At 59.6% G+C, this 19,805-nt stretch carries 16 protein-coding genes and 2 pseudogenes; 11 read left to right on the plus strand and 7 right to left on the minus strand.

All coding sequences use genetic code 11. From position 1 onward, the window contains the following. The first annotated feature begins 119 nt into the window (after window positions 1–119). From GPL81_RS29125 to GPL81_RS29135, 3 genes are read left to right on the plus strand one after another with little or no spacing between them, the layout of a single operon-like run. Window positions 120–779 (plus strand): paraquat-inducible protein A, encoded by a 660-nt coding sequence (locus GPL81_RS29125; protein ID WP_160109543.1) that lies wholly within the window; start codon window positions 120–122, stop codon window positions 777–779. After that, entirely contained in the window at window positions 766–1,389 is a 624-nt protein-coding gene (locus GPL81_RS29130) for a paraquat-inducible protein A (protein ID WP_096515193.1), read from the plus strand. The genes GPL81_RS29125 and GPL81_RS29130 overlap by 14 nt, the downstream gene beginning before the upstream one ends. Then, on the plus strand, window positions 1,382–3,685 hold the full coding sequence (locus tag GPL81_RS29135) for a PqiB family protein (protein WP_160109544.1): 2,304 nt from the start codon (window positions 1,382–1,384) through the stop codon (window positions 3,683–3,685). The genes GPL81_RS29130 and GPL81_RS29135 overlap by 8 nt, the downstream gene beginning before the upstream one ends. Before the next feature lie 214 nt (window positions 3,686–3,899). Here the strand turns inward: GPL81_RS29135 and mksF are convergent, their stop codons facing one another. From mksF to mksB, 3 genes are read right to left on the minus strand one after another with little or no spacing between them, the layout of a single operon-like run. Beyond that, complete coding sequence (mksF, locus tag GPL81_RS29140; protein ID WP_160109545.1) at window positions 3,900–6,740, minus strand: Mks condensin complex protein MksF; 2,841 nt, start codon at window positions 6,738–6,740, stop codon at window positions 3,900–3,902. After that, window positions 6,737–7,438 carry an Mks condensin complex protein MksE gene (mksE, locus tag GPL81_RS29145; RefSeq protein ID WP_137803715.1) on the minus strand — a complete coding sequence of 234 codons (702 nt, stop codon included), beginning with the start codon at window positions 7,436–7,438 and terminating at the stop codon, window positions 6,737–6,739. The genes mksF and mksE overlap by 4 nt, the downstream gene beginning before the upstream one ends. Next, the gene (gene mksB / locus GPL81_RS29150; protein WP_178122636.1) at window positions 7,428–8,705 is read right to left on the minus strand and encodes an Mks condensin complex protein MksB; all 1,278 of its coding nucleotides are present in this window, start codon (window positions 8,703–8,705) and stop codon (window positions 7,428–7,430) included. Before mksB ends, mksE begins: the two co-directional genes overlap by 11 nt. Window positions 8,706–8,924: 219 nt before the next feature. Here mksB and GPL81_RS29155 point away from each other — a divergent pair, with 219 nt between their 5' ends. Further along, window positions 8,925–9,671, plus strand: coding sequence for a P-loop NTPase family protein (locus tag GPL81_RS29155; RefSeq protein ID WP_160109609.1), 747 nt, complete (start codon window positions 8,925–8,927; stop codon window positions 9,669–9,671). Next, window positions 9,664–10,116, plus strand: coding sequence for a ribosomal protein S18-alanine N-acetyltransferase (gene rimI / locus GPL81_RS29160; RefSeq protein ID WP_007978046.1), 453 nt, complete (start codon window positions 9,664–9,666; stop codon window positions 10,114–10,116). The genes GPL81_RS29155 and rimI overlap by 8 nt, the downstream gene beginning before the upstream one ends. Before the next feature lie 110 nt (window positions 10,117–10,226). Here the strand turns inward: rimI and GPL81_RS29165 are convergent, their stop codons facing one another. Beyond that, window positions 10,227–10,631 (minus strand): serine kinase/phosphatase, encoded by a 405-nt coding sequence (locus tag GPL81_RS29165; protein WP_160109547.1) that lies wholly within the window; start codon window positions 10,629–10,631, stop codon window positions 10,227–10,229. 155 nt (window positions 10,632–10,786) lie between these two features. Between GPL81_RS29165 and can the strand changes: the two genes are divergently transcribed. Beyond that, window positions 10,787–11,431 carry a carbonate dehydratase gene (can, locus tag GPL81_RS29170; protein ID WP_096509071.1) on the plus strand — a complete coding sequence of 215 codons (645 nt, stop codon included), beginning with the start codon at window positions 10,787–10,789 and terminating at the stop codon, window positions 11,429–11,431. Between the two features lie 91 nt (window positions 11,432–11,522). On the opposite strand, the gene GPL81_RS29175 is transcribed toward can, so the two are convergent. The 3 genes from GPL81_RS29175 to GPL81_RS29185 form a co-directional block, all read right to left on the minus strand. After that, on the minus strand, window positions 11,523–12,038 hold the full coding sequence (locus GPL81_RS29175) for an SET domain-containing protein-lysine N-methyltransferase (protein ID WP_160109548.1): 516 nt from the start codon (window positions 12,036–12,038) through the stop codon (window positions 11,523–11,525). A 144-nt stretch (window positions 12,039–12,182) separates the two neighbouring features. Continuing rightward, window positions 12,183–13,355 carry a hypothetical protein gene (locus GPL81_RS29180; protein ID WP_160109549.1) on the minus strand — a complete coding sequence of 391 codons (1,173 nt, stop codon included), beginning with the start codon at window positions 13,353–13,355 and terminating at the stop codon, window positions 12,183–12,185. Between the two features lie 96 nt (window positions 13,356–13,451). After that, the gene (locus tag GPL81_RS29185; protein WP_160109550.1) at window positions 13,452–14,870 is read right to left on the minus strand and encodes a short-chain fatty acid transporter; all 1,419 of its coding nucleotides are present in this window, start codon (window positions 14,868–14,870) and stop codon (window positions 13,452–13,454) included. Between the two features lie 200 nt (window positions 14,871–15,070). Between GPL81_RS29185 and GPL81_RS29190 the strand changes: the two genes are divergently transcribed. The 5 genes and pseudogenes from GPL81_RS29190 (at window position 15,071) to ddlA (ending at window position 19,733) form a co-directional block, all read left to right on the plus strand. Then, window positions 15,071–16,384 carry an MFS transporter gene (locus GPL81_RS29190; RefSeq protein WP_160109551.1) on the plus strand — a complete coding sequence of 438 codons (1,314 nt, stop codon included), beginning with the start codon at window positions 15,071–15,073 and terminating at the stop codon, window positions 16,382–16,384. Between the two features lie 220 nt (window positions 16,385–16,604). Continuing rightward, window positions 16,605–17,243: pseudogene (locus GPL81_RS32110) on the plus strand (PAS domain-containing protein); the annotation flags it as partial. 153 nt (window positions 17,244–17,396) lie between these two features. Next, window positions 17,397–17,831 (plus strand): annotated as a pseudogene (locus GPL81_RS32115) (methyl-accepting chemotaxis protein); the annotation flags it as partial. Between the two features lie 160 nt (window positions 17,832–17,991). Continuing rightward, a complete protein-coding gene (locus tag GPL81_RS29200; protein ID WP_160109553.1) occupies window positions 17,992–18,591 on the plus strand; it encodes a flavin reductase family protein in 600 nt (199 codons plus the stop codon). A gap of 47 nt (window positions 18,592–18,638) precedes the next feature. After that, on the plus strand, window positions 18,639–19,733 hold the full coding sequence (gene ddlA, locus GPL81_RS29205; protein WP_160109554.1) for a D-alanine--D-alanine ligase: 1,095 nt from the start codon (window positions 18,639–18,641) through the stop codon (window positions 19,731–19,733). Window positions 19,734–19,805: the final 72 nt, after the last annotated feature.

Here is a 19,805-nt window from a genome sequence, read left to right on the forward strand (position 1 = left end):
CAGGTAGGGGTTTTGTTTTGCGCGCTAGAAAAGCACGATGTAGCTACGGACAAATTTGCACAGTTATTTTCGATTCAGGACACTAGAATAGGTCCAACTTTTTCGGAGCCAGAGCCTTTATGCCAGATCCGGTTGACACCCCTGGGCTGTCAGAATTACCACTGGACGATTTGGTGGCGTGTCACGAGTGCGACTTGCTGATGAGCAAGCCCGTGCTCGCCCATGGCGAGAAAGCTCTATGTCCGCGCTGCGGTTACGAGCTCTATGCCCATCGATACAATGTCGTGCAGCGCAGTCTCGCCTTAGTGATTGCGGCACTCTTGTTGTATGTGCCGGCGAACTTTTTACCCATCATGCAGCTCAATCTACTCGGGCAGTCATCACAAGATACTGTCTGGAGCGGTGTTGTCGGTCTTTTCAATTCGGACATGCAAAGCGTTTCCGTGATTGTGTTCCTGTGCAGCATGGGCATCCCGTTGCTCAAACTGCTCTGCCAACTCGTCGTCCTGCTGAGTATCCGTTTTGATATTGGACGCAGCTACGGCTTGCTGCTCTACCGTATTTATCACCATTTGCGAGACTGGGGGATGCTTGAGGTTTACCTCATGGGCGTACTGGTGGCGATCGTCAAACTGGCCGATATGGCAGCCATGACCGTAGGCCTCGGGCTGGCCTGCTTCATAGGATTGTTATTGGTTCAGGTATTGCTGGAGGTTGTGATGTCGCCTCACCAGATCTGGCAGGCATTATCAGGAGAGGATGTCCATGCGGGCGATTGATGCGGGCATTCTGATTTGTACGGAATGCCATGAGTTGAACAGGCAGGAAGCCGATACCGACGAGCAGGTCTGCACTCGCTGTGGGGCACTGGTCCATGCCCGCCGCCCAAACAGTCTGATACGCACCTGGGCGTTGCTGATCACCGCGGCGATTCTCTACATACCGGCTAATGTGCTGCCGATCATGACGGTGAGCTCCCTGGGCAAAGGTGATCCGAGCACCATTATGTCCGGAGTGATTCAGCTGGTTCAGCACGGCATGTTTCCCATTGCGGCCGTGGTGTTCATCGCCAGTATCCTGGTGCCCACCTTCAAACTGGTAGGCATCGCACTGTTGTTGTATTCCGTGCAGCGTCGCCAGCCACTCTCGGCCCGGCAGCGCATCTGGATGTACCGCTTTATCGAGTTCATCGGCCGTTGGTCGATGCTCGATATCTTTGTGATCGCCATCCTGGTGGCGGTCGTGAATTTTGGACGGCTCGCCAGTGTCGAAGCCGATCTGGGTGCCATTGCGTTTGCCAGTGTGGTGATTTTGACGATGCTTGCCGCAGTAACTTTCGATCCCCGACTGATTTGGGATAACACGGAGTCGGACGACGACCATGACTGATTTGCCTGTAGCGAAAACCCGACCGGCCTCGAACTGGTCTGCCATCTGGGTGTTGCCCCTGATCGCGTTGATCATCGGCGGCTGGCTTGGCTGGCGTGCATACAACGAGACCGGCATCGAAATTCAAGTGCGCTTCGAAAGCGGCGAAGGCATTCAGGCCAACAAGACCGAAGTGGTCTACAAAGGCATGTCAGTTGGCAAGGTGAAGGCGCTCAAGTTGGATGACGAAGGCGCCTCCAAAGGTGTGATTGCGACCATCGAAATGAACAAGGATGTGGAGCAGTACCTACGCACCAGCACGCGTTTCTGGCTGGTCAAGCCGAGCGTGAGCCTGGCCGGTATCACGGGGCTGGAGACGCTGGTCTCGGGCAACTACGTGGCGATCAGTCCGGGCGAAGGCGAGCCTACCCGCAAGTTCAAAGCGCTCGCTCAAGAACCTCCACTGTCCGACGCCCAGCCCGGTCTGCACCTGACGATCAAAGCCGATCGACTGGGTTCGCTCAACCGTGGCAGCCCGGTGTTCTACAAGCAAATCAAGGTCGGCCAGATCAAGAGCTACGTGCTGTCCGAGGACCAAAGCACTGTTGAGCTCAAGGTGTTCATCGAGCCGACCTACGCCAAATTGGTGCGCAAGCACACGCGTTTCTGGAACGCCAGCGGCATCAGCATCGATGCCAATCTGTCAGGCGTGAAAGTCCGCAGTGAGTCCCTGGCGAGTATCGTTGCCGGGGGTATTGCGTTCGCCACACCGGAAAACCGCAAGGACAGTCCGCCCACCGACCCGAGCCTGCCGTTCCGACTTTACGAAGACTTCGATGCGGCCGCCGCCGGGATCAAGGTCAAGGTCAAGCTCAGTGACTTCGAAGGCTTGCAGGCTGGTCGCACACCGGTGATGTACAAAGGCATCCAGGTGGGTACGCTCAAGGCGCTCAAGATCGACCCGGATCTATCCGCCGCCAGTGCGGAGTTGACGCTGGACCCGCTGGCCGAAGACTACCTGGTCGAGGGCACCCAGTTCTGGGTGGTCAAACCTTCGATCTCCCTTGCCGGCATTACGGGTCTTGAGGCGCTGGTCAAAGGTAACTACATCGCCGTGCGTCCCGGAGACAAAGGCGCAGCGCCGCAACGGGAATTCGTGGCACGGCCCAAGGCGCCACCGTTGGATCTGCGCTCGCCGGGCCTGCACCTGGTGTTGTTCACCGAAAACCTCGGCTCGTTGGAGGTCGGCAGCCCGGTTCTCTACAAGCAGGTCAAGGTGGGCTCGGTTCAGAGCTATCAGTTTTCGCGCAAGAGAAACCAATTGGTCATCGGTGTTCACATCGAGAAGGAATACGAAAACCTGGTCAACGCCTCGACACGGTTTTGGAACGCCAGCGGCATCACGCTGACAGGTGGGCTGACCGGCGGGATTCAAGTCAAGAGTGAGTCGTTGCAAAGCCTGATGGCGGGTGGCATTGCTTTCGAGACACCAGAAGCCAAGGCACCCTTGCAAAAGCGCATTCCTCGTTTCCGGTTGTTCGCCAGCCATGAAGACGCCACACAAAAAGGCGCAGTGATCACGATCAAGGTTGATCGCGCTGACGGCTTGCGCGCCGGAACGCCGATTCGCTTCAAGGGGTTGGATGTCGGCAAGATTGAAAACGTGGATCTCAGCGATGACTTGCAATCGGTACTGCTGACAGCACGCATCACTGAAGTGCCTGAGCGTATTGCGCGGGTCGGCAGCGAGTTCTGGGTGGTCAAGCCGGAGTTGGGGCTGATCAAGACGTCGAACCTTGAGACATTGGTGACCGGGCAATACATCGAAGTGCAGCCCGCATCGAAGAACCTGGGGCCGCAGAAGAACTTTGTCGCGCTGGCCAATCCTCCAGAAGCTGCAAAACAGGAAGCCGGGTTGAGCCTGGTCTTGAGCGCTCCCCGCCGGGGCTCACTGAAGGCCGGGGTGCCGGTAACCTATCGCGAAATCACCGTGGGCAAGGTGACCGGATATGAGCTGGGCCAGACCGCGGACCGGGTGTTGATCCGCATTTTGATCGAACCGAAATATGCGCCCCTGGTGCGTAGCGGTACCCGCTTCTGGAACACCAGTGGTTTTGACTTTGATGTCGGCCTGTTCAAGGGCGCGACGATGCGTACCGAATCGCTGGAAACCATGATTCAGGGCGGCGTAGCGTTTGCCACACCGGACGGCGATCGCATGGGCAGTGCGGCACGGCCGGAGCAGACGTTCCCGTTGTTCGACAAGTTCGAAGAGGAATGGCTGACCTGGGCGCCGAAGATCTCCCTGGGTAAATAGCCGGACATTGAGGCTGTCTGTGACGACGCCTTCGCGGGCAAGCCAGCTCCCACAGTGATCTGGGTGAATCACAGTCTTGTGATCAACCTGGAACCCTGTGGGAGCGAGCTTGCCCGCGAATGGGCCATTCAACTCACTGAAAATCTAAAGCCCACAAAAAAGGCCGCGATCCCTATTGGATCGCGGCCTTTTTGTTGCCATCAACTAAAGCCAATCAAACCGCATCCAGCTCCGGTTCGTCCGCTTCGACATTGACCGTCGCCTTCACCAGGTCGTGACGACGAATGTACTTCCAGTCTGCTTCGTCGATGTAGATGCCGGCCGGGCCGCTGCCGCCTTCCAGGTCGATGGCGACACTGGCGCAGACTTGCGGCTTCACACTGGCCAGGATCGGCACGAAGCCCAGTTGAAGACTGGTTTCCAGCAGGGCTGCCTGGTTCTTTTCGTCGATGTCCGCCGCTTCGTCGAGGTAGTACGGCAAGCGCACACGCCCGGCCAGGTCGCGATCCATCAAGTGCAGCAACAAGTACATGTTGGTCAGTGCCTTGATGGTCATGGTGGTGCCGTTGGACGCCGCGCCATCAATGTCGGTATGGATCACCGGCTGACCGTTGACCTTGGTGATCTCGAACGCCAGTTCGAACAAGTCCTTGAGGCCGAGCTGGTTGTGGTTGGCGGCCACCAGCCGCGCCAGATATTCCTTGGCCTCTTCGTTCTTGTTGTCCTGCTCCGCGCTCTGACTCAGGTCGAACACCGACAGGGTTTCGCCTTCCTCGTACTGGCCGGCGCTGTGGATGATCTGGTCGATGTGCTTGAGCGCTTCCTTGTTCGGTGCAAGGACGATGCGGAAACTCTGCAGGTTGGACACCTGACGCTTGTTGATCTCGCGGTTGAACAGCGCCAGTTGGTGTTCGAGGCTGTCGTAGTCGCTGCGGATGTTGCGCAGGGTCCGGGCGATGTCGGTCACGGCCGCACGACGGGCCTTGCCCAGGGTCAGGGCTTCATCGGTACGGTGTGCGTAAGCGTTGATCAGCAGTTGCAGGCGACGCTCCATGTCGTCTTCGCTGTCGAACTTGGCTACGCCCTTGAGGCGCACCTGTACGTACAGCGCTTCGATCTGGCCGTCGGCACGCAGCAGGCCTTGCCAGCTGTCCTGATAGTCGTTGAGCAGCGGCAGCAGGTTGTCCATGGAGTCGTCGACCGGGTCCATGAACGGCGTGCCGAACGGCAGGTCCGCCGGCAGCAGTTGACGGCGGCGCAGGGCGTCGTCGAGGGTGCGTTGCTTGGCTTCCATGTCGGCGATCTGCCGGCCGACCAGTTGCAGTTTGGCCGACAGTTGCTGGACGCGCTCGGTGAACGCATCGCTGGAACGCTTCAATTCTTCCTGCGCGGCTTCGATCTGCGCTAATTGTTCCAGCTTGTCGCCTTCCTCGGCGCTCAATGTTTGCGTGCGACGGAAATCCTCCAGCGCCTTCTGTGCATCCAGCACTTGTTGGTACAGCGCTTCAGTCTGGGTCTTGCTCGCGGCGCGGTCGGCGGCGACGGCTTGCTGGGTTTTCAGTTGCTTGAGTTCTTTGTCCAGACGCTCTTTCTGATCGCGCAACGCCGCACGATCAGCCAAGGCTTGCAGGGCTGGCGGTTCGATGTGCGAGAGGTCGATGGACAGGCCCGGCACTTCGAAGCGCTCGCCCTTGAAGCCGTCGAGAATCAGCTCCACGGATTTGACCCAGTCGCCGTTGTCGTCCAGCGCGATGCCATGCTCGCCCAGGGGCAGGCTGAACAGCGCGCTGTTGAACAGGCGCATCAGGCGCTCGACGTCCTGCTGCGAGAACTCTTCGCGCAAACGGGCATAGCTGTTGTTGTCGGCGTGATCGAGTTGCTGCTTGACCGACTTCAGGCGTTTTTCCAAGTCCCGCAGGCGCTCTTCGAGGTCTTCGGCGCTGAACTGGCGCGACTGGGCCAAGGCACCGGCCAGTTCATCGTGGGCGTCCTTGGCGGCAAGCAGTTGTTGCTCCAGCACCTTGACGTCATCGACCAGGGCGAAACGATGCTTGAGCACCGACAACTCGCCGAGCCAGCGCTGAATGCCGGTGATTTCCCGCTCCAGGCGCATCAGTTCCTGGGTGCCGCCACGCTGATCGTTTTGCAGGTCGTCCTGCTCGCGACGGTAGTGTTCGGCCTGAATGGTCAGCTCTTCCTTGCGTGCACTGGCGTAGTCTGACCAGGTGCCGAGCAGCGAGTCGAGCAGCGGCGACAGGCGATGCAGCTTGCCGCGCAGTACGTCACGTTGCTTCACGCCGTTGGCCAGTGCTTCGACCAATGGGCCGGCAGCGACCAGCGAGTTGTAGTCCTGCTCCATGCGTCGTACGTCACGGAAGGCTTCTTCGCACGCGGCGATGTAATCCACGCTACCGGAACGCAGGCTGTGCTCGAACGCATCGAGGAACAGCTGCTTGAGTTTGGCTGCGGTGATCTCGCGCATGTGCAACAGGTTGATGAACAACGCGCGGAAGGTTTTCAGGCTCTGTTCGCTGGTGGAGCGCAGCGGGATCAGCGTCAGGTCCAGCGGAATCGAGGTGTGACCACCGACCAGCAGGCGGCGTAGTTCGTCCGGCTTCAGTTCATAGGCTTTCAGGCCTTCGCGTTCGAGATTGGTGAACAACTCTTTCTGGCGCAGGCAGGTGTCGTTTTTCTGGTAGTGGGCCAGGTCCAGTTTGCCGGCGTAGGCAAAGAACTGGTGACCGAAGCCGCCGCCGGGGCCGCGACCGACCACGCCGATCACGTGTGGGCCGTGAGGCAGCGAGACCTCCACCAGGATGTAGCTGGTGTCCGAGGCAAAGTAGAAACGCCGGGATTGCTCCAGGCTGTACTTGCCGAAGCTCATGTCCGACATGCGTGCCAGGATCGGGAACTGCAAGGCGTTGATCGAAGCGGATTTACCGAGGTTGTTCGCGCCGTAGACCGACAGTGGTTCTTCAAGCGGGAACAGGCCGAGGCTGTAGCCGGCGGTGTTCAATAGGGCAAAGCGGCGGATGCCGTAGCGTTCCTTGCTCATGCGTCGAGCTCCTGTTCTTCGGCAATGGCACGGGCCAGGGCGTCTTCTTCGCTTTCACCTTCAAATTCACTCAGGTCCAGCGGGTCGTCGGTCTGCAGCAGTTTTTCGTCGCTGTCCTCGTCGATCAGCACCGGCGCCGGTAGCGGCAAGACGCTGTGCAGGCTGGCGGCGAGGTCGCGGTCCTGCTGAACCGACAGGCAGACATCGAGGAAGCGGTGCATCGGCGGCAGGAAGCGGTAGACGCCGTTTTCCTCGCTGGCAAAACCGAGCTGGGTCATGCGGCGCATGATCTTTTCTTCCAACTCATCCTGGGTCTGCACTTCGGCCTGGATGAACAGGTCGCGGTACTTTTCCAGCAGCGACGGCAACTCATCGCGACCAAGGCTGCCACCGTCCAGCACTGCAATTGGGTCGCGGCCCTGGTCGGCCAGATGCTCGACGAGGATGAAGGTGAACAGTGCCAGGCGCTGGGCAGTTTTGTTCACTGCGGCCGCAGCGAGGTCCGGCACGAAGTAGTAGAAACCACGGGTGTCGCATACCAGTTCAAAGCCCAAGGCTTTGAACAACGTGCGGTATTGGTCCTGAAAGTTCGACAACTGTGCGTACAGCTCCGGATCACGGCGGCTGACGTGGTAACCCTTGAACAGCTCGCGAAAGATCGGTGCCAGCTGGGACAGTTCGGATAGATCAAGATGCATGTGGTGTGCTCGCAGAATTCTCGGTGGCGTCATCGCCGGCCGAGAGCAGGGCGAAGGAGCGCAGGCTGACCTGGTGCTCGTGTGTGAAGTAGTCGCGACGTTCCAGGCGCTCGCGCTTGAAGCGTTTTTCCCGGGACAGGCGCGAGAACCAGTACAGCAATTCGTCGGTGGCGCCGTCCGGCTCCTGTTCCAGCAGCCAGGTCATCAGGTCTGGCATCGGCAGGGCGTCTTCGCAACGGTCGAGCATCTCCCGCACCGTGCGTGGCGCGCGCGGGGCTTCGCCTTTCTGGGTCTTGTGGGCCTTGGGGAAGCGTGCCGGTTTCGGTTCGAAACGGGCCAGGGCGTAAACGTAGGCCTCGACCTGACTGGCACTGCCGAGAAAGGTGCTTTGCGGCCGGGTGAACATGGGCATGGCCGCCTGTGGTACGGCATCGATGCCCTTGCGACGAATCATCGACAGCGCCAGCGCCGCACCACGAGTCACGGCGTTGTGCCGGCGCGCTTCTTCACGCAGCGGCAGCAGCAGTTCGCGGGCGTGACGCAGGGTCAGTTGGGCGCTGGTCTGCATCTCAAGGATGCGCGCGTGGGTGCGCAACAGCATGTCGTCATCGACCAGATGGCCGAGGCGCTGTTGTTCGCTGAGCATCTTCAGCAGTACCGTTTCGACCTTGCGCACGCCTTGCTCGAAGGCGCCGTCGGCGTTGACCAGGTCAATCATCGGTTCGACGTATTCATCCCAGGTCGCCAACACTTCAGCGTAACGCTGGCGCAAGGGGATCTGCCGGTCGCTGGTCTTGGCCCGTTCGGCCACGGCCACCAGCGCCTGTTCGTCATTATCGAGTTTTTTCAGTACGTCACGTACGCGCATGTCGAGCAGGCGCAACTGGCGGGCCAGATCGTTGCCGTCGCGGATATCGAACGCGTCCTGGATATAACCGGCCAAGCGCTCGAGATGGCGCAGGTAGGCTTCGATTTCCAGGCACAGGCCCAAGCGGTGTTCACGGCGCAGATAGGCGAGGAAGTCGTGAATCTGCGCATTGAGCTCGAAACGGTTCGGGCTTTTCGCCACGGGAACCAGAATGTCGAGGCGAATCCACACGTCAAGCAGGCTGGTGATGTCCTGTGGCGTACTGTCCAGTTGCTGGGCGGCCAACTGTGAACGCAATTCGTTGAGGCTCAGGGTGCCTTGGTCGAAGTGCTCGCACAGAGGCTCCAGAAGTGCCCAGTGTTCAGCGAGGGCGCGCAAGACGCGCTTGGGTTCGATCATCGGAATGGCCGGCTGGTTGGCGATTAAAAGCCGCGATTGTACTGCATCACGCAGGATGCGATTCACTCTCGGGACGGGCAGTCGCTTTTCTTTAGGTCAAGTCTATCGATCAACAGCGGGCGATCTTGAGCGAAGGGCGGTAGAATCTCCGCACTTTAGTTATCCACAAGTGGCTGACCTTTGCTTATCGAGTCCCGTCGCCGCGCCTATCTGAGCGCCATGCAGGTAGTCAACTGGCTGCCGCGCACCGAATTGCCCTTTGCTGCGCCGTCGCGGCCCGAGCTGCTGGAGCCGCCCGAGCCCTTGGTCGTCGCACCGGTGGCCCCGGCGCCTGTGGTCGATGCACCCGTGCAACCGGTGGTCAAGCCGACCGAACGGGTGAAGGTCGAGGTGCCGCGGCCATCGCTGGCAAGCACGCGTACTGGCGCCAAGCCTGCGGATGAGGCCGAAGAGGCACCGGTCGTCGCCAGGGTCGCACCGGTGCCACCACCGCGTTTTGCCTTGCAATTGCTGCGCGCCGGGCGTTGCCTGGTGCTGGTGGAGTTACCCACAGGCGAAGCCTTCCAGACCCGCGATCCCGCTTATTTACTGCTCAAGGACATGTTGCGCACCGCCGGTCTGCCGGACAGCCCGCAAATTGTCGGCGAGCCGGTGCGCTGGCCGCTGCTGGTCCGAGGCACCATGGATCAAGGTCCGGAAGCCGCCCGCGACTTCGTGCAGGGATTTCTCTCGGCCCGGCTGGAAGATGCGCCGTGCGTCTGCCTGTGGCTGATCGGCCTGCCGGCGGTGCGTTTTGCCGGTGAGGCAAATGCCGAATCGTTTAATCGCGAACTCCAGGTCGAAGGCCTGGGTTCGGTCTGGGCCTTGCCGGGCCTGGAATTATTAATGGAAGAGCCACAGCGTAAAGCTGATGTCTGGCAAGCCATGCGTCGGCTGATGGCGCGCTGGAAAGAATCGAATGAGTGACGCTGTATCGTTCCGCCCGATGACCGAGGCGGACCTGGAAACCGTACTGAAAATCGAATACGCCGCCTATAGCCACCCCTGGACCCGCGGAATTTTTCTCGATGGCCTGGGCAAGTACCAGATCTGGTTGATGTTCGAAGGCCAGCAGCAGGTCGGTCACGGCGTGGTTCAGATTATTCTCGATGAAGCACATCTGCTGAACATCACCGTGAAACCGGAAAATCAGGGCCGTGGCCTGGGTCTAACGCTGTTGGAGCATTTGATGTCGATTGCCTATAAGGCCGATGCCCGGGAGTGTTTCCTGGAAGTGCGCGACAGCAATACCGCAGCGTTCAAGCTGTATGAGCGCTATGGCTTTAATGAGATCGGCCGGCGACGGGATTACTACCCGGCGGTGGGTGGGCGTGAAGATGCGGTGGTCATGGCCTGCACCTTGGTGGATTGAGGCCAAAAAGCTTCGCGGGCAAGCCCCGCTCCTACAGGGTTTTGTCGTACATACGTGTTGTGTTCGACACCAATCCTGTAGGCGCGAGGCTTGCCCGCGAAGGACGACAATCAACGCTTTTTGTCGAGAGGATCGCGCTGCGCCAGTTCCGCTTCATCCAGCCCCTTGCCGCCTCCGATATCCTCTTCATCGACAATGCTCAGGTCCCAGTCAGCCCGACTGTCCGCACCGGCTTCATGGGCATCCCGTGCACCATCCTCACGGATCAGGGTTTCAGGGCTCATATCGTCGTCAGTGGATTCATGGTCAGCCGTTGAACCACCGGTCATGCCCGCTTTACGAACACGCTCACGCGGCATCAATTGTTTGCGTTCATGCTTGGGCAGCTCATCGCCGATTTTTGCGCCGGGCTGTTCGTCGTCGAAATCCAGCTCATGCACCGAACCCATGCGGTCTTCGTTATCATCGATGGGCTCCGGTTGCACCGCATCGTATGGGCGTCGTGAATCAGTCATGGCCATTCCTCATGCTGTAGGCCTCATACTGTGGGCCTTACTACAGTGGACCCACCGGGCACACGAGAATTCCAACAAAGGCACCTGCGATTCTTTGGTGACCCCGACGGGCGGTTGTCTGTCAAAGCAGCGAATCATTCTTGAGGCTTCCCAGCATGCACGACTTACAAGACCTGATTGATAACAACGAACGTTGGGCTGACGCGATCACCAAGGAAGATCCGGACTTCTTCGCCAAGCTGGCACGCCAACAGACGCCGGAGTACTTGTGGATCGGCTGTTCCGATGCGCGGGTGCCGGCCAACGAAATCGTCGGCATGTTGCCGGGCGACCTGTTCGTACACCGCAACGTGGCCAACGTGGTGCTGCACACTGACCTCAACTGCCTGTCAGTGATTCAGTACGCGGTCGACGTGCTCAAGGTCAAACATATCCTTGTCACCGGCCACTATGGCTGCGGCGGTGTGCGCGCCTCGATGCAGGATCGCCAGTTCGGCCTGATCGATGGCTGGCTGCGGTCGATTCGCGATCTTTATTACGAAAAACGCGAAGAACTCGCCCTGTTGGCCACCGAAGAAGAGCGGGTCGACCGCCTCTGCGAACTCAACGTGATCCAGCAAGTGGCTAACGTCGGCCACACCAGCATTGTGCAAAACGCCTGGCATCGCGGGCAGAGCCTCTCGATTCATGGCTGCATCTACGGCATCAAGGACGGCCGCTGGAAAAGCCTGAACACCACCATCAGCGGCTTTGAACAATTGCCGCCGCAGTATCGCTTGCGTCCGTTCGAGCCGTTGTAAGGCTTGTAGGCGCTGAGCGTGCTCGCGATAGCGGTCAACCATTCACTGGATAGGGTGATAGAGCGTCCGCCATCGCGAGCTAGCTTTGCTCCTACAGTCGACGCCAGTGTTGTAAAAAACGCTGGCCGTCGGCGTTCGGGGGTTCATCGTGGCCGGTGATCCAGCCCCGGCAGTTGTGCGAGCCGCAGCGACAGGCGAACTGACGCAGCAGTTTGTCTTCGCTGACGGTGTAATCCATTGTCAGCCGGTCGCCTTTCTGAATGTCTTTCAGCGCCCATAAACACAGATCGCCGAAATCGAGGTAGACATTGGGGTCGCAGGAATGCCACAGCAATCCGCAGAAATTCGGGTCGTAGGCGTGTACGCCGGGCGCGAGTTGCCGGGTATGTCGGCAGCGATAAGTCAACAAATGCCCTGAAACCCGACAGATTCGGCTGATTCGGGGAAACTCCCGTCGCGCTATGACAGCTACCGGCGTGCCCTCGTTGTTCGTGAGGATCTCGAAGTCGGCGAGGGAGGGAAATCCGCGCTGAAGAGACAATCGGGCAAAGGGATAAACACCCGCAGGTGGTGCAGCAAGAGGCTTGCGCCATGCATTGGCTTTCATAACGATCCTTGTCGGCTGGGTGCTGCGACGTCCATCGGCTGACGATCCTGTCAGCGCTGCAGCACATGGGGGCAGTACAAGCCTCTCGCAGATGGAACGGGTGGTCCACTGTCATATTTGACAGTACGACACCCGTTCATCGTTTTATAGCGGTGGCACGGGAGTCGCGGTGGCAGGTGCTGGCGCCTTCAGTTGTTTGAGCTGGGGCGCGATCGCCGCTGACGCGCATTTGCCCACGGCCTGTGCGGGCGTCAGGTTGCGGATCGAGGTGTAGAACAGCTCGCAGGTTTTCTCTTTCTGGGCAACTTGCCAGGTTTGCGTGCAAGTCTTCAGCTCAATGTCGGGATTGCTGTCCGGTTGACGGCCCATGGCGGCCTGCCAGCAGGCGACACTCAAGTCCTGACCCATGACTTTCAGGCCCGCAGAATCGGCCTTGGCTTTTGCATCGTTGCCGGAATAGTTGGCCGGATCGGCGGCGTACCAGATGTAGCTCGGATGGTTGGAGCCCAGCACTGGCACTTTTACCCCGGCATCAGGGCTGATGTTGACCAGGCTCAACACATTCACGGTCGGCCCGTATTGCCGTTTGACCCAGTCACGCACCGGTGCACCGAAAGCGACCATCGGCAACGCATCACCACTGGCCGTCAGACTGACGTTCTTGACCATGGCGGTCTGGTAGTCCTTGAAGTAGTCGTAGACACCTTCCAGGTCCTTGCCGGCGTTGGACGGGGCGGCAATCGGGGCGATGTCGATGATCGTCTGGTAGCCCGGCGTCTGTTCGGCCGGGATGCCGTTGACGGTCAGCAGCGAGGCCCAGCGATCGGTCGTGGCGGACCTCAGGTAATCCTGGGCCTGGGTCAACGAATAGTCTGGCGGGAAGTGCAGCAGCTCGACGCTTTTACGGTTCTCCAGCGCCATGCCCAGCGGCAGGAACAGGTACCAGCTAAAGGCCCATTTGCCATCGGCATTCAGTTTGCTGGCGCCGTTGTAGGCCAGATCGCCCGCATCGAGCAGCGCGACCAGCGGCTTTTCATAACCGTTGGGCACCCCGCTAATTTTCGTGAAGAGCTGGCCGTTATCGGTTTTGACCAGCACCTTCGCATCGCTGTAGCCGTCGCGCTGCACGCTTTGGGTCAGGTAATGCTCGACGGTTTGCTCCAGCGTCCAGTTGCGAAAGCAAATCACGTTGCAGTTGTTCGGATAGGAAAACAGGCGGGTGAGGCGTTCAGTGTTGCCCAGCACCAGGCTGACGTCCGCATGGGCAGTGGCACTCAGGGTAAGGGCCGCGAGGGCAAGTCCAGCAAGTTTGAGCATGCTCAGGTCCTTTTCAGCGTGTAGGTCCAATACCTATTGAAGCAGACATGATCAGACAACGAGTGGGGCCGATAAAAATATCGGCCCCTTTTGGTTCTACGGCATCACCGGTGCCGTATAGGCGAGTGTCGTCCCCAGTGCCCACAGCAAGAACAGCACCACTGGCGTATGCACCAGCAGTTGCACGAACGAAAATCCGATCAAGTCCCGCGCCTTCAGCCCCAGCACGCCCAGCAGCGGCAGCATGTAGAACGGGTTGATCAGGTTGGGCAAGGCTTCGGCGGCGTTATAGATCTGCACGGCCCAACCCAGGTGATATTTCAGGTCGTTGGCCACTTGCATCACGTACGGTGCTTCGATGATCCACTTGCCGCCACCGGACGGAATGAAGAAGCCGAGAATCGCCGAATACACACCCATCAACAGCGCATAGGTGTCGTGGGAGGCGATGCTGACGAAAAAGGTGGATATGTGATGGGCCAGGGTCTGCGCATCGGCGCCTTTGACCGTGGTCATCAACGCGGCGATCGAGCCATACAGCGGGAACTGGATCAGCACGCCAGTGGTAGTCGGTACTGCACGGGCCACGGCATCGAGGAAGCTGCGCGGACGCCAGTGCAGCAAAGCTCCGAGCATGATGAACAGGAAGTTGTAGGTGTTCAGGCCGGAAATCGCGCTGATCGCCGGTTTGGTCGAGAACTCATGGAACAGCCATCCGGCAGCCAGCAGCACCAGCAGGATGATCAGTAGCGGGCTGTGCTCCAGCCACTCGCCGGGACGGGTGCGCGGTTGCAAGGGTGGCAGGTTAAAACTCGGGTCGACACCGCAAGCCTTGGCATCTCGTGCCGAATTCGGGCCCGGGGCGGTGGCGTAGGCAATGATCAGTGAGATAACGATCAATGCCAGCAACATCGCACCGGACTGCCAGAGAAAGATCGTCTGGGTGAACGGAATCACCCCGGTGATCGACAGAATCGACGGTGGCAGACTCGCCGGGTTGGCCTGCAATTGTGCCGCCGACGACGACAGGCCCAACGCCCACACCGCCCCCAGCCCAAGGTAAGCCGCTGCGCCAGCAGCGCGGTAATCCATCTTCAGATCGGTACGGCGGGCGAGGGCGCGCACCAGCAAACCGCCGAAAACCAGCGACAAGCCCCAGTTCAGCAGCGACGCGACCATGGAAATCAACGCGACCCAGGCCACGGCGGAGCGGCCGTTTTTCGGCAGTTTCGCCAAGCGATCGATCAGCTTCACCGCCGGTGGCGAGCTGGCGACCACATAACCGCCGATCACCACGAAAGCCATCTGCATGGTGAACGGGATCAGGCTCCAGAAACCATCCCCAAACGCCATGGCGGCATCGGTGGGTTTGGCGCCCATGACCATGGTAGCCACGGCGACGATAATCACCGCCAGGGCGGCAAACACCCAGGAGTCGGGGAACCAGCGTTCGGCAAAGTTTGAACAGCGCAGGGCAAAGCGGGCGGAGCGGCTATCTTCGATATCAGCGGCCACGGGACTACCTCGAATTTTTATGTTTGTTGTGGTCTTCGGGGCGGCAGAGGCCCGTCTGGACAGGCGTTAACAGTAAATCAAGCGGAGGTTTTTTGCGGGGCTGTTTTGCGGCTATGGGACTTTGGTCTAACGGGTTGTCCGCAGGCGCGTTTGCGTAGACCATGGGCGCCTTGGTTTTTGCCTGTGCCAGAGTTCTTTTCATGACTGTCGATATCGATTCGCGCCCGGCGCCGTTCAGCCGCTCGGACTACAAGACCCTCGGGCTCGCGGCCCTCGGCGGGGCGCTGGAAATCTACGATTTCATCATTTTCGTATTTTTTGCGCTGACCTTGAGCCAGCTGTTCTTCCCGCCGGAAATGCCCGAATGGCTTCGATTGTTGCAAAGCTTCGGCATCTTCGTCACCGGATACCTGGCGCGACCGCTTGGCGGAATCCTGATGGCGCATTTCGCTGACAGGCTGGGGCGCAAGAGAGTCTTCAGCCTGAGCATCCTGATGATGGCACTGCCGTGTCTGCTGATCGGGATCATGCCGACCTACGCGCAGATCGGCTATTTCGCACCGCTGTTGCTGTTGCTGCTGCGCGTCCTGCAGGGCGCGGCGGTAGGCGGCGAGGTGCCGAGCGCCTGGGTATTCGTTGCCGAGCATGCGCCGGTGGGGCATCGCGGTTACGCCCTGGGCTTTTTGCAGGCGGGATTGACCTTTGGCTACCTGCTCGGTGCCTTGACGGCAACGTTCCTCGCCCAGGCCTTTACCCCGGCGGAAATCCTCGATTACGCCTGGCGTTACCCGTTCCTGCTGGGCGGTGTGTTCGGTGTGATTGGCGTCTGGCTGCGTCGCTGGCTCAGCGAAACCCCGGTGTTCATGGCCATGCAGGCCCGACGCGAGGAGGCGGTCGAGTTGCCACTGCGGGCGGTCTTGCGTGAACATCGGCTGGCCATGCTGCCGGCGATGATTCTGACCTGCGTGCTGACCTCGGCGGTGGTGGTATTCGTGGTCATCACGCCGACCATGATGCAGAAAACCTTCGGCATGACCGCCAGCCACACGTTTGCCTTGAGTGCACTGGGTATCGTGTTTCTGAACATTGGCTGCGTACTCGCCGGATTGCTGGTCGACCGCATCGGCGCCTGGCGCACTGTCATGCTGTACAGCCTGTTGCTGCCGCTGGGAGTTGGCGTGCTCTATGCCTGCCTGATCGGTGGCGGTAACTGGATCGGCCTGGCCTATTCTGTGGCCGGCCTCGCCTGTGGTGTAGTCGGCGCGGTGCCGTCGGTGATGGTCAGTTTGTTCCCGGCGCGGATTCGCGTTTCGGGCATTTCCTTTACCTACAACATTGCCTACGCCGCCTGGGCGAGTATCACACCGTTGCTGTTGATCGGTCTGATGCCGTGGAGCCCCTGGATCTGCGTGATGTTCTGCGCGGTGATGGGCGCGGTGGGCGTCACCAGCGCGGCATATTTCGGCGCGCGGATGCCGAGAATGGCCAATTGCTCGGCTGCTGGCGCGATGTAAGCAAAAGGGGCCCGCTGGCGCGCCGCAATTATTTTTGTAGGACAAAGCTGAAAGGCTCTTCAGAAAAGACTCAAGGGGCCGATGGTTAGGCTGCATATCGCTTTCTATCCCAGCCCATCGGTGCGTCCCCATGTTCAATAAACGCTTGAAGCAAGAGCTGTCGGCTCTTCGCGAAGAACTTTCCAGCCTTCAGCAAGTGAAGGAAAGTCTGGAAAGCGAGATGCTCGTGCTGACCCTTGATGCTGATGGGCGGGTTCAATCGGTCAATCAGAACTTTCTCAGCGAGATGCACTACAAGAGCAACGAGCTGATCGGACGGCACATCGAAGACATCGTCCCGGATCATGTGAAAACGGACGAATTCCAGCTGCGTTTCAAAACTGCAATGAATCGTGGCGAGCACTTTGCGGGTGCTTTACGCCTGTTGCGGGGCACAGGTCAGGAGGCATGGTTGCGCTCGATCTTGCAGCCTGTGCGCTCGGCAGACGGCCGGATCAAGCAATTCTCGATTTTCTCCAGCGACCTGACCCGTACCATCGAAGCCTCCCGCGAACATGAAAACCTGATCGGTGCCCTGGTGCGCTCGACCGCGGTTATCGAATTCGACCTCAATGGCAACGTACTGACCGCCAATGATCGCTTTCTCTCAGGCATGGGTTACAGCCTGGCGCAGATCAAGGGCAAGCATCACCGCACCTTCTGCCTGCCGGAAGAGGCCAACAGTGCCGAGTACCAGAATTTCTGGCGCCGTCTGAACGCGGGTGAGTACGTGGCCGACCGTTTCAAACGTATCGATAGCCATGGTCGTACGGTTTGGCTGGAGGCTTCCTACAACCCGGTACTCGATGCCAACAACAAACTCTACAAAGTGGTGAAGTTCGCCACGGTGATCACCGATCAGGTCAATCAGGAACAAGCCGTTGCCGAAGCGGCGAATATCGCCTACGGCACTTCCCAGCAGACCGACCAAAGCGCCCAGCGTGGCAATGCCGTGGTGACGCAGGCGGTGGATGTGATGCGAAATCTGGCCAAGCACATGCAAACCGCCGGGGATGGCATCGAAGCCCTGAACGAGCAGTCGCTGGTGATCGGTACCATTGTCAAAACCATTAGCGGCATTGCCGAACAAACCAATCTGCTGGCGCTGAACGCCGCCATCGAAGCGGCCCGCGCCGGTGAGCAGGGGCGGGGTTTTGCCGTGGTGGCGGACGAGGTCCGGCAGCTGGCCTCGCGCACCAGCCAGGCTACCGATGAGATCGTGTTGGTGGTGCGTCAAAACCAGGACATGGCCCGCAATGCCGTGGCCCTGATGACCGACGGCAAGCTCCAGGCCGAACAGGGCCTGGCGCTCGCGGCGGAGGCGGGCACGGTCATCGTCGAGATCCAGGACGGTGCCCAGAAGGTGGTGAACGCCGTGGGACAATTCGCCAACCAGCTATCGACCTGAGGCGCTCCCCTGTAGGCGCGAGCTTGCTCGCGATGGTCTTCAACGATAACGCGAGCGGCCTGGATGCCCGCGTACTCCAAACGCCTATCGCGAGCAAGCATCGCTCCTACAGGTGGAAGGACCCGCTACAATCGGCTCCTTTCCCCAGGAGCAGACACCCATGAGCGTTTCCCACCGCCGTCCGGTCCCGTTGCCCAAGGCTTATCGTTTGCTCAATCACGGGCCGACCGTGCTGGTCAGCGCAGCCCATGGTGGCGAGCGCAATATCATGGCAGCGGCCTGGGCCATGCCGCTGGATTTCGAACCGCCGAAAATCGCCGTGGTACTGGATAAGTCCACCTGGACCCGGCAACTGCTGGAAGCCTCGGGCACCTTCGTGCTGAACGTTCCCTGTGTCGCGCAGGCCGATATCGTGCAAACCGTCGGTACGACGTCCGGGCTGGAACTGACTCGGGAACAGGGGCGTGACAAGTTCCAGATCTATGGCCTGCCGACCTTCGATGCCGAGTTGATCGACGCACCGATGCTCGATGGCTGCGTCGCCTGGCTGGAATGTCGATTGCTGCCGGAGCCCGATAACCATCAACAGTACGACCTGTTTTTGGCTGAAGTGATTGCCGCCCAGGCCGACGAGCGCGTGTTCAGTGATGGGCGTTGGCACTTCGAAGGCCAGGACGCGTTGCGCACCTTGCATCATGTGGCGGGTGGGCACTTTTTAACCATCGGCGAGCCGGTGGACGGCAAGACCTTGCAGCCGTAAGGTGGCGACTACGCGAGCCATAAGCACATTCACATTGGGGCCAGGCAATGAGCAAATTGCGTGTAGGAATTATCTTTGGGGGCCGTTCGGCAGAGCATGAAGTGTCGCTGCAGTCGGCGAAAAACATCGTCGATGCCCTGGATCGTTCGCGTTTCGAACCGGTGCTGATCGGCATCGACAAACAAGGCCACTGGCACCTTAACGACCCTTCGAATTTCCTGTTGAACCAGGAAAATCCGGCCCTGATCGCGCTCAATCAATCCAATCGCGAGTTGGCGGTCGTGCCGGGCAAGGCCAGCCAGCAGTTAGTGGAAACCTCCAGTCAGGAGCTGTTGGGACATGTCGATGTCATTTTCCCGATTGTCCACGGCACTCTCGGTGAGGACGGTTGCCTGCAAGGCCTGTTGCGCATGGCGGATCTGCCGTTTGTCGGTTCCGATGTGCTCGGATCGGCAGTGTGCATGGACAAGGACATCAGCAAGCGCCTGCTGAGGGATGCGGGGCTGGCGGTCACGCCGTTCGTAACCCTGACCCGCACCAGCGCGGCGCGCAGCCGGTTCGACGAAGTGGTGGGGAAATTGGGATTGCCACTCTTCGTCAAACCGGCGAACCAGGGTTCATCCGTAGGTGTAAGCAAAGTCACCGACGAAGCCGAATACTTGGCAGCGATCGAGCTGGCACTGGGGTTCGATGAAAAAGTCCTGGTCGAGTCCGCCGTCAGTGGCCGCGAGATCGAATGCGCGGTGCTCGGCAATGACAGCGCCATTGCCAGTGGTTGTGGCGAGATCGTGGTGCACAGCGGGTTTTATTCCTACGACAGCAAGTACATCGATGACAAGGCCGCTGAGGTGGTGGTGCCGGCCAACATCAGCGTCGAGGCCAGCGAGCGCATCCGTGCCATGGCGGTCGAAGCGTTTCAGGTGCTGGGGTGTTCCGGTCTGGCACGAGTCGATGTGTTTCTGACCGACAGTGGCGAAGTGCTGATCAACGAAATCAACTCCCTGCCGGGGTTCACCCGCATCAGCATGTACCCGAAACTGTGGCAAGCCACCGGAATGACCTACAGTGAACTGGTCACGCGGCTGATCGAACTGGCCTTGGAAAAACACCAGGCTCGACGGGCGCTGAAAATCAGTCGATAGGCGGGTGCGACATTGCGTCATGCCCGCTCGGACAGAATGATGCTGTAGGTTGTATACAAAAATAACCATCAG

This window comes from Pseudomonas izuensis (assembly GCF_009861505.1).
Taxonomy (GTDB): Bacteria; Pseudomonadota; Gammaproteobacteria; order Pseudomonadales; family Pseudomonadaceae; genus Aquipseudomonas; species Aquipseudomonas izuensis.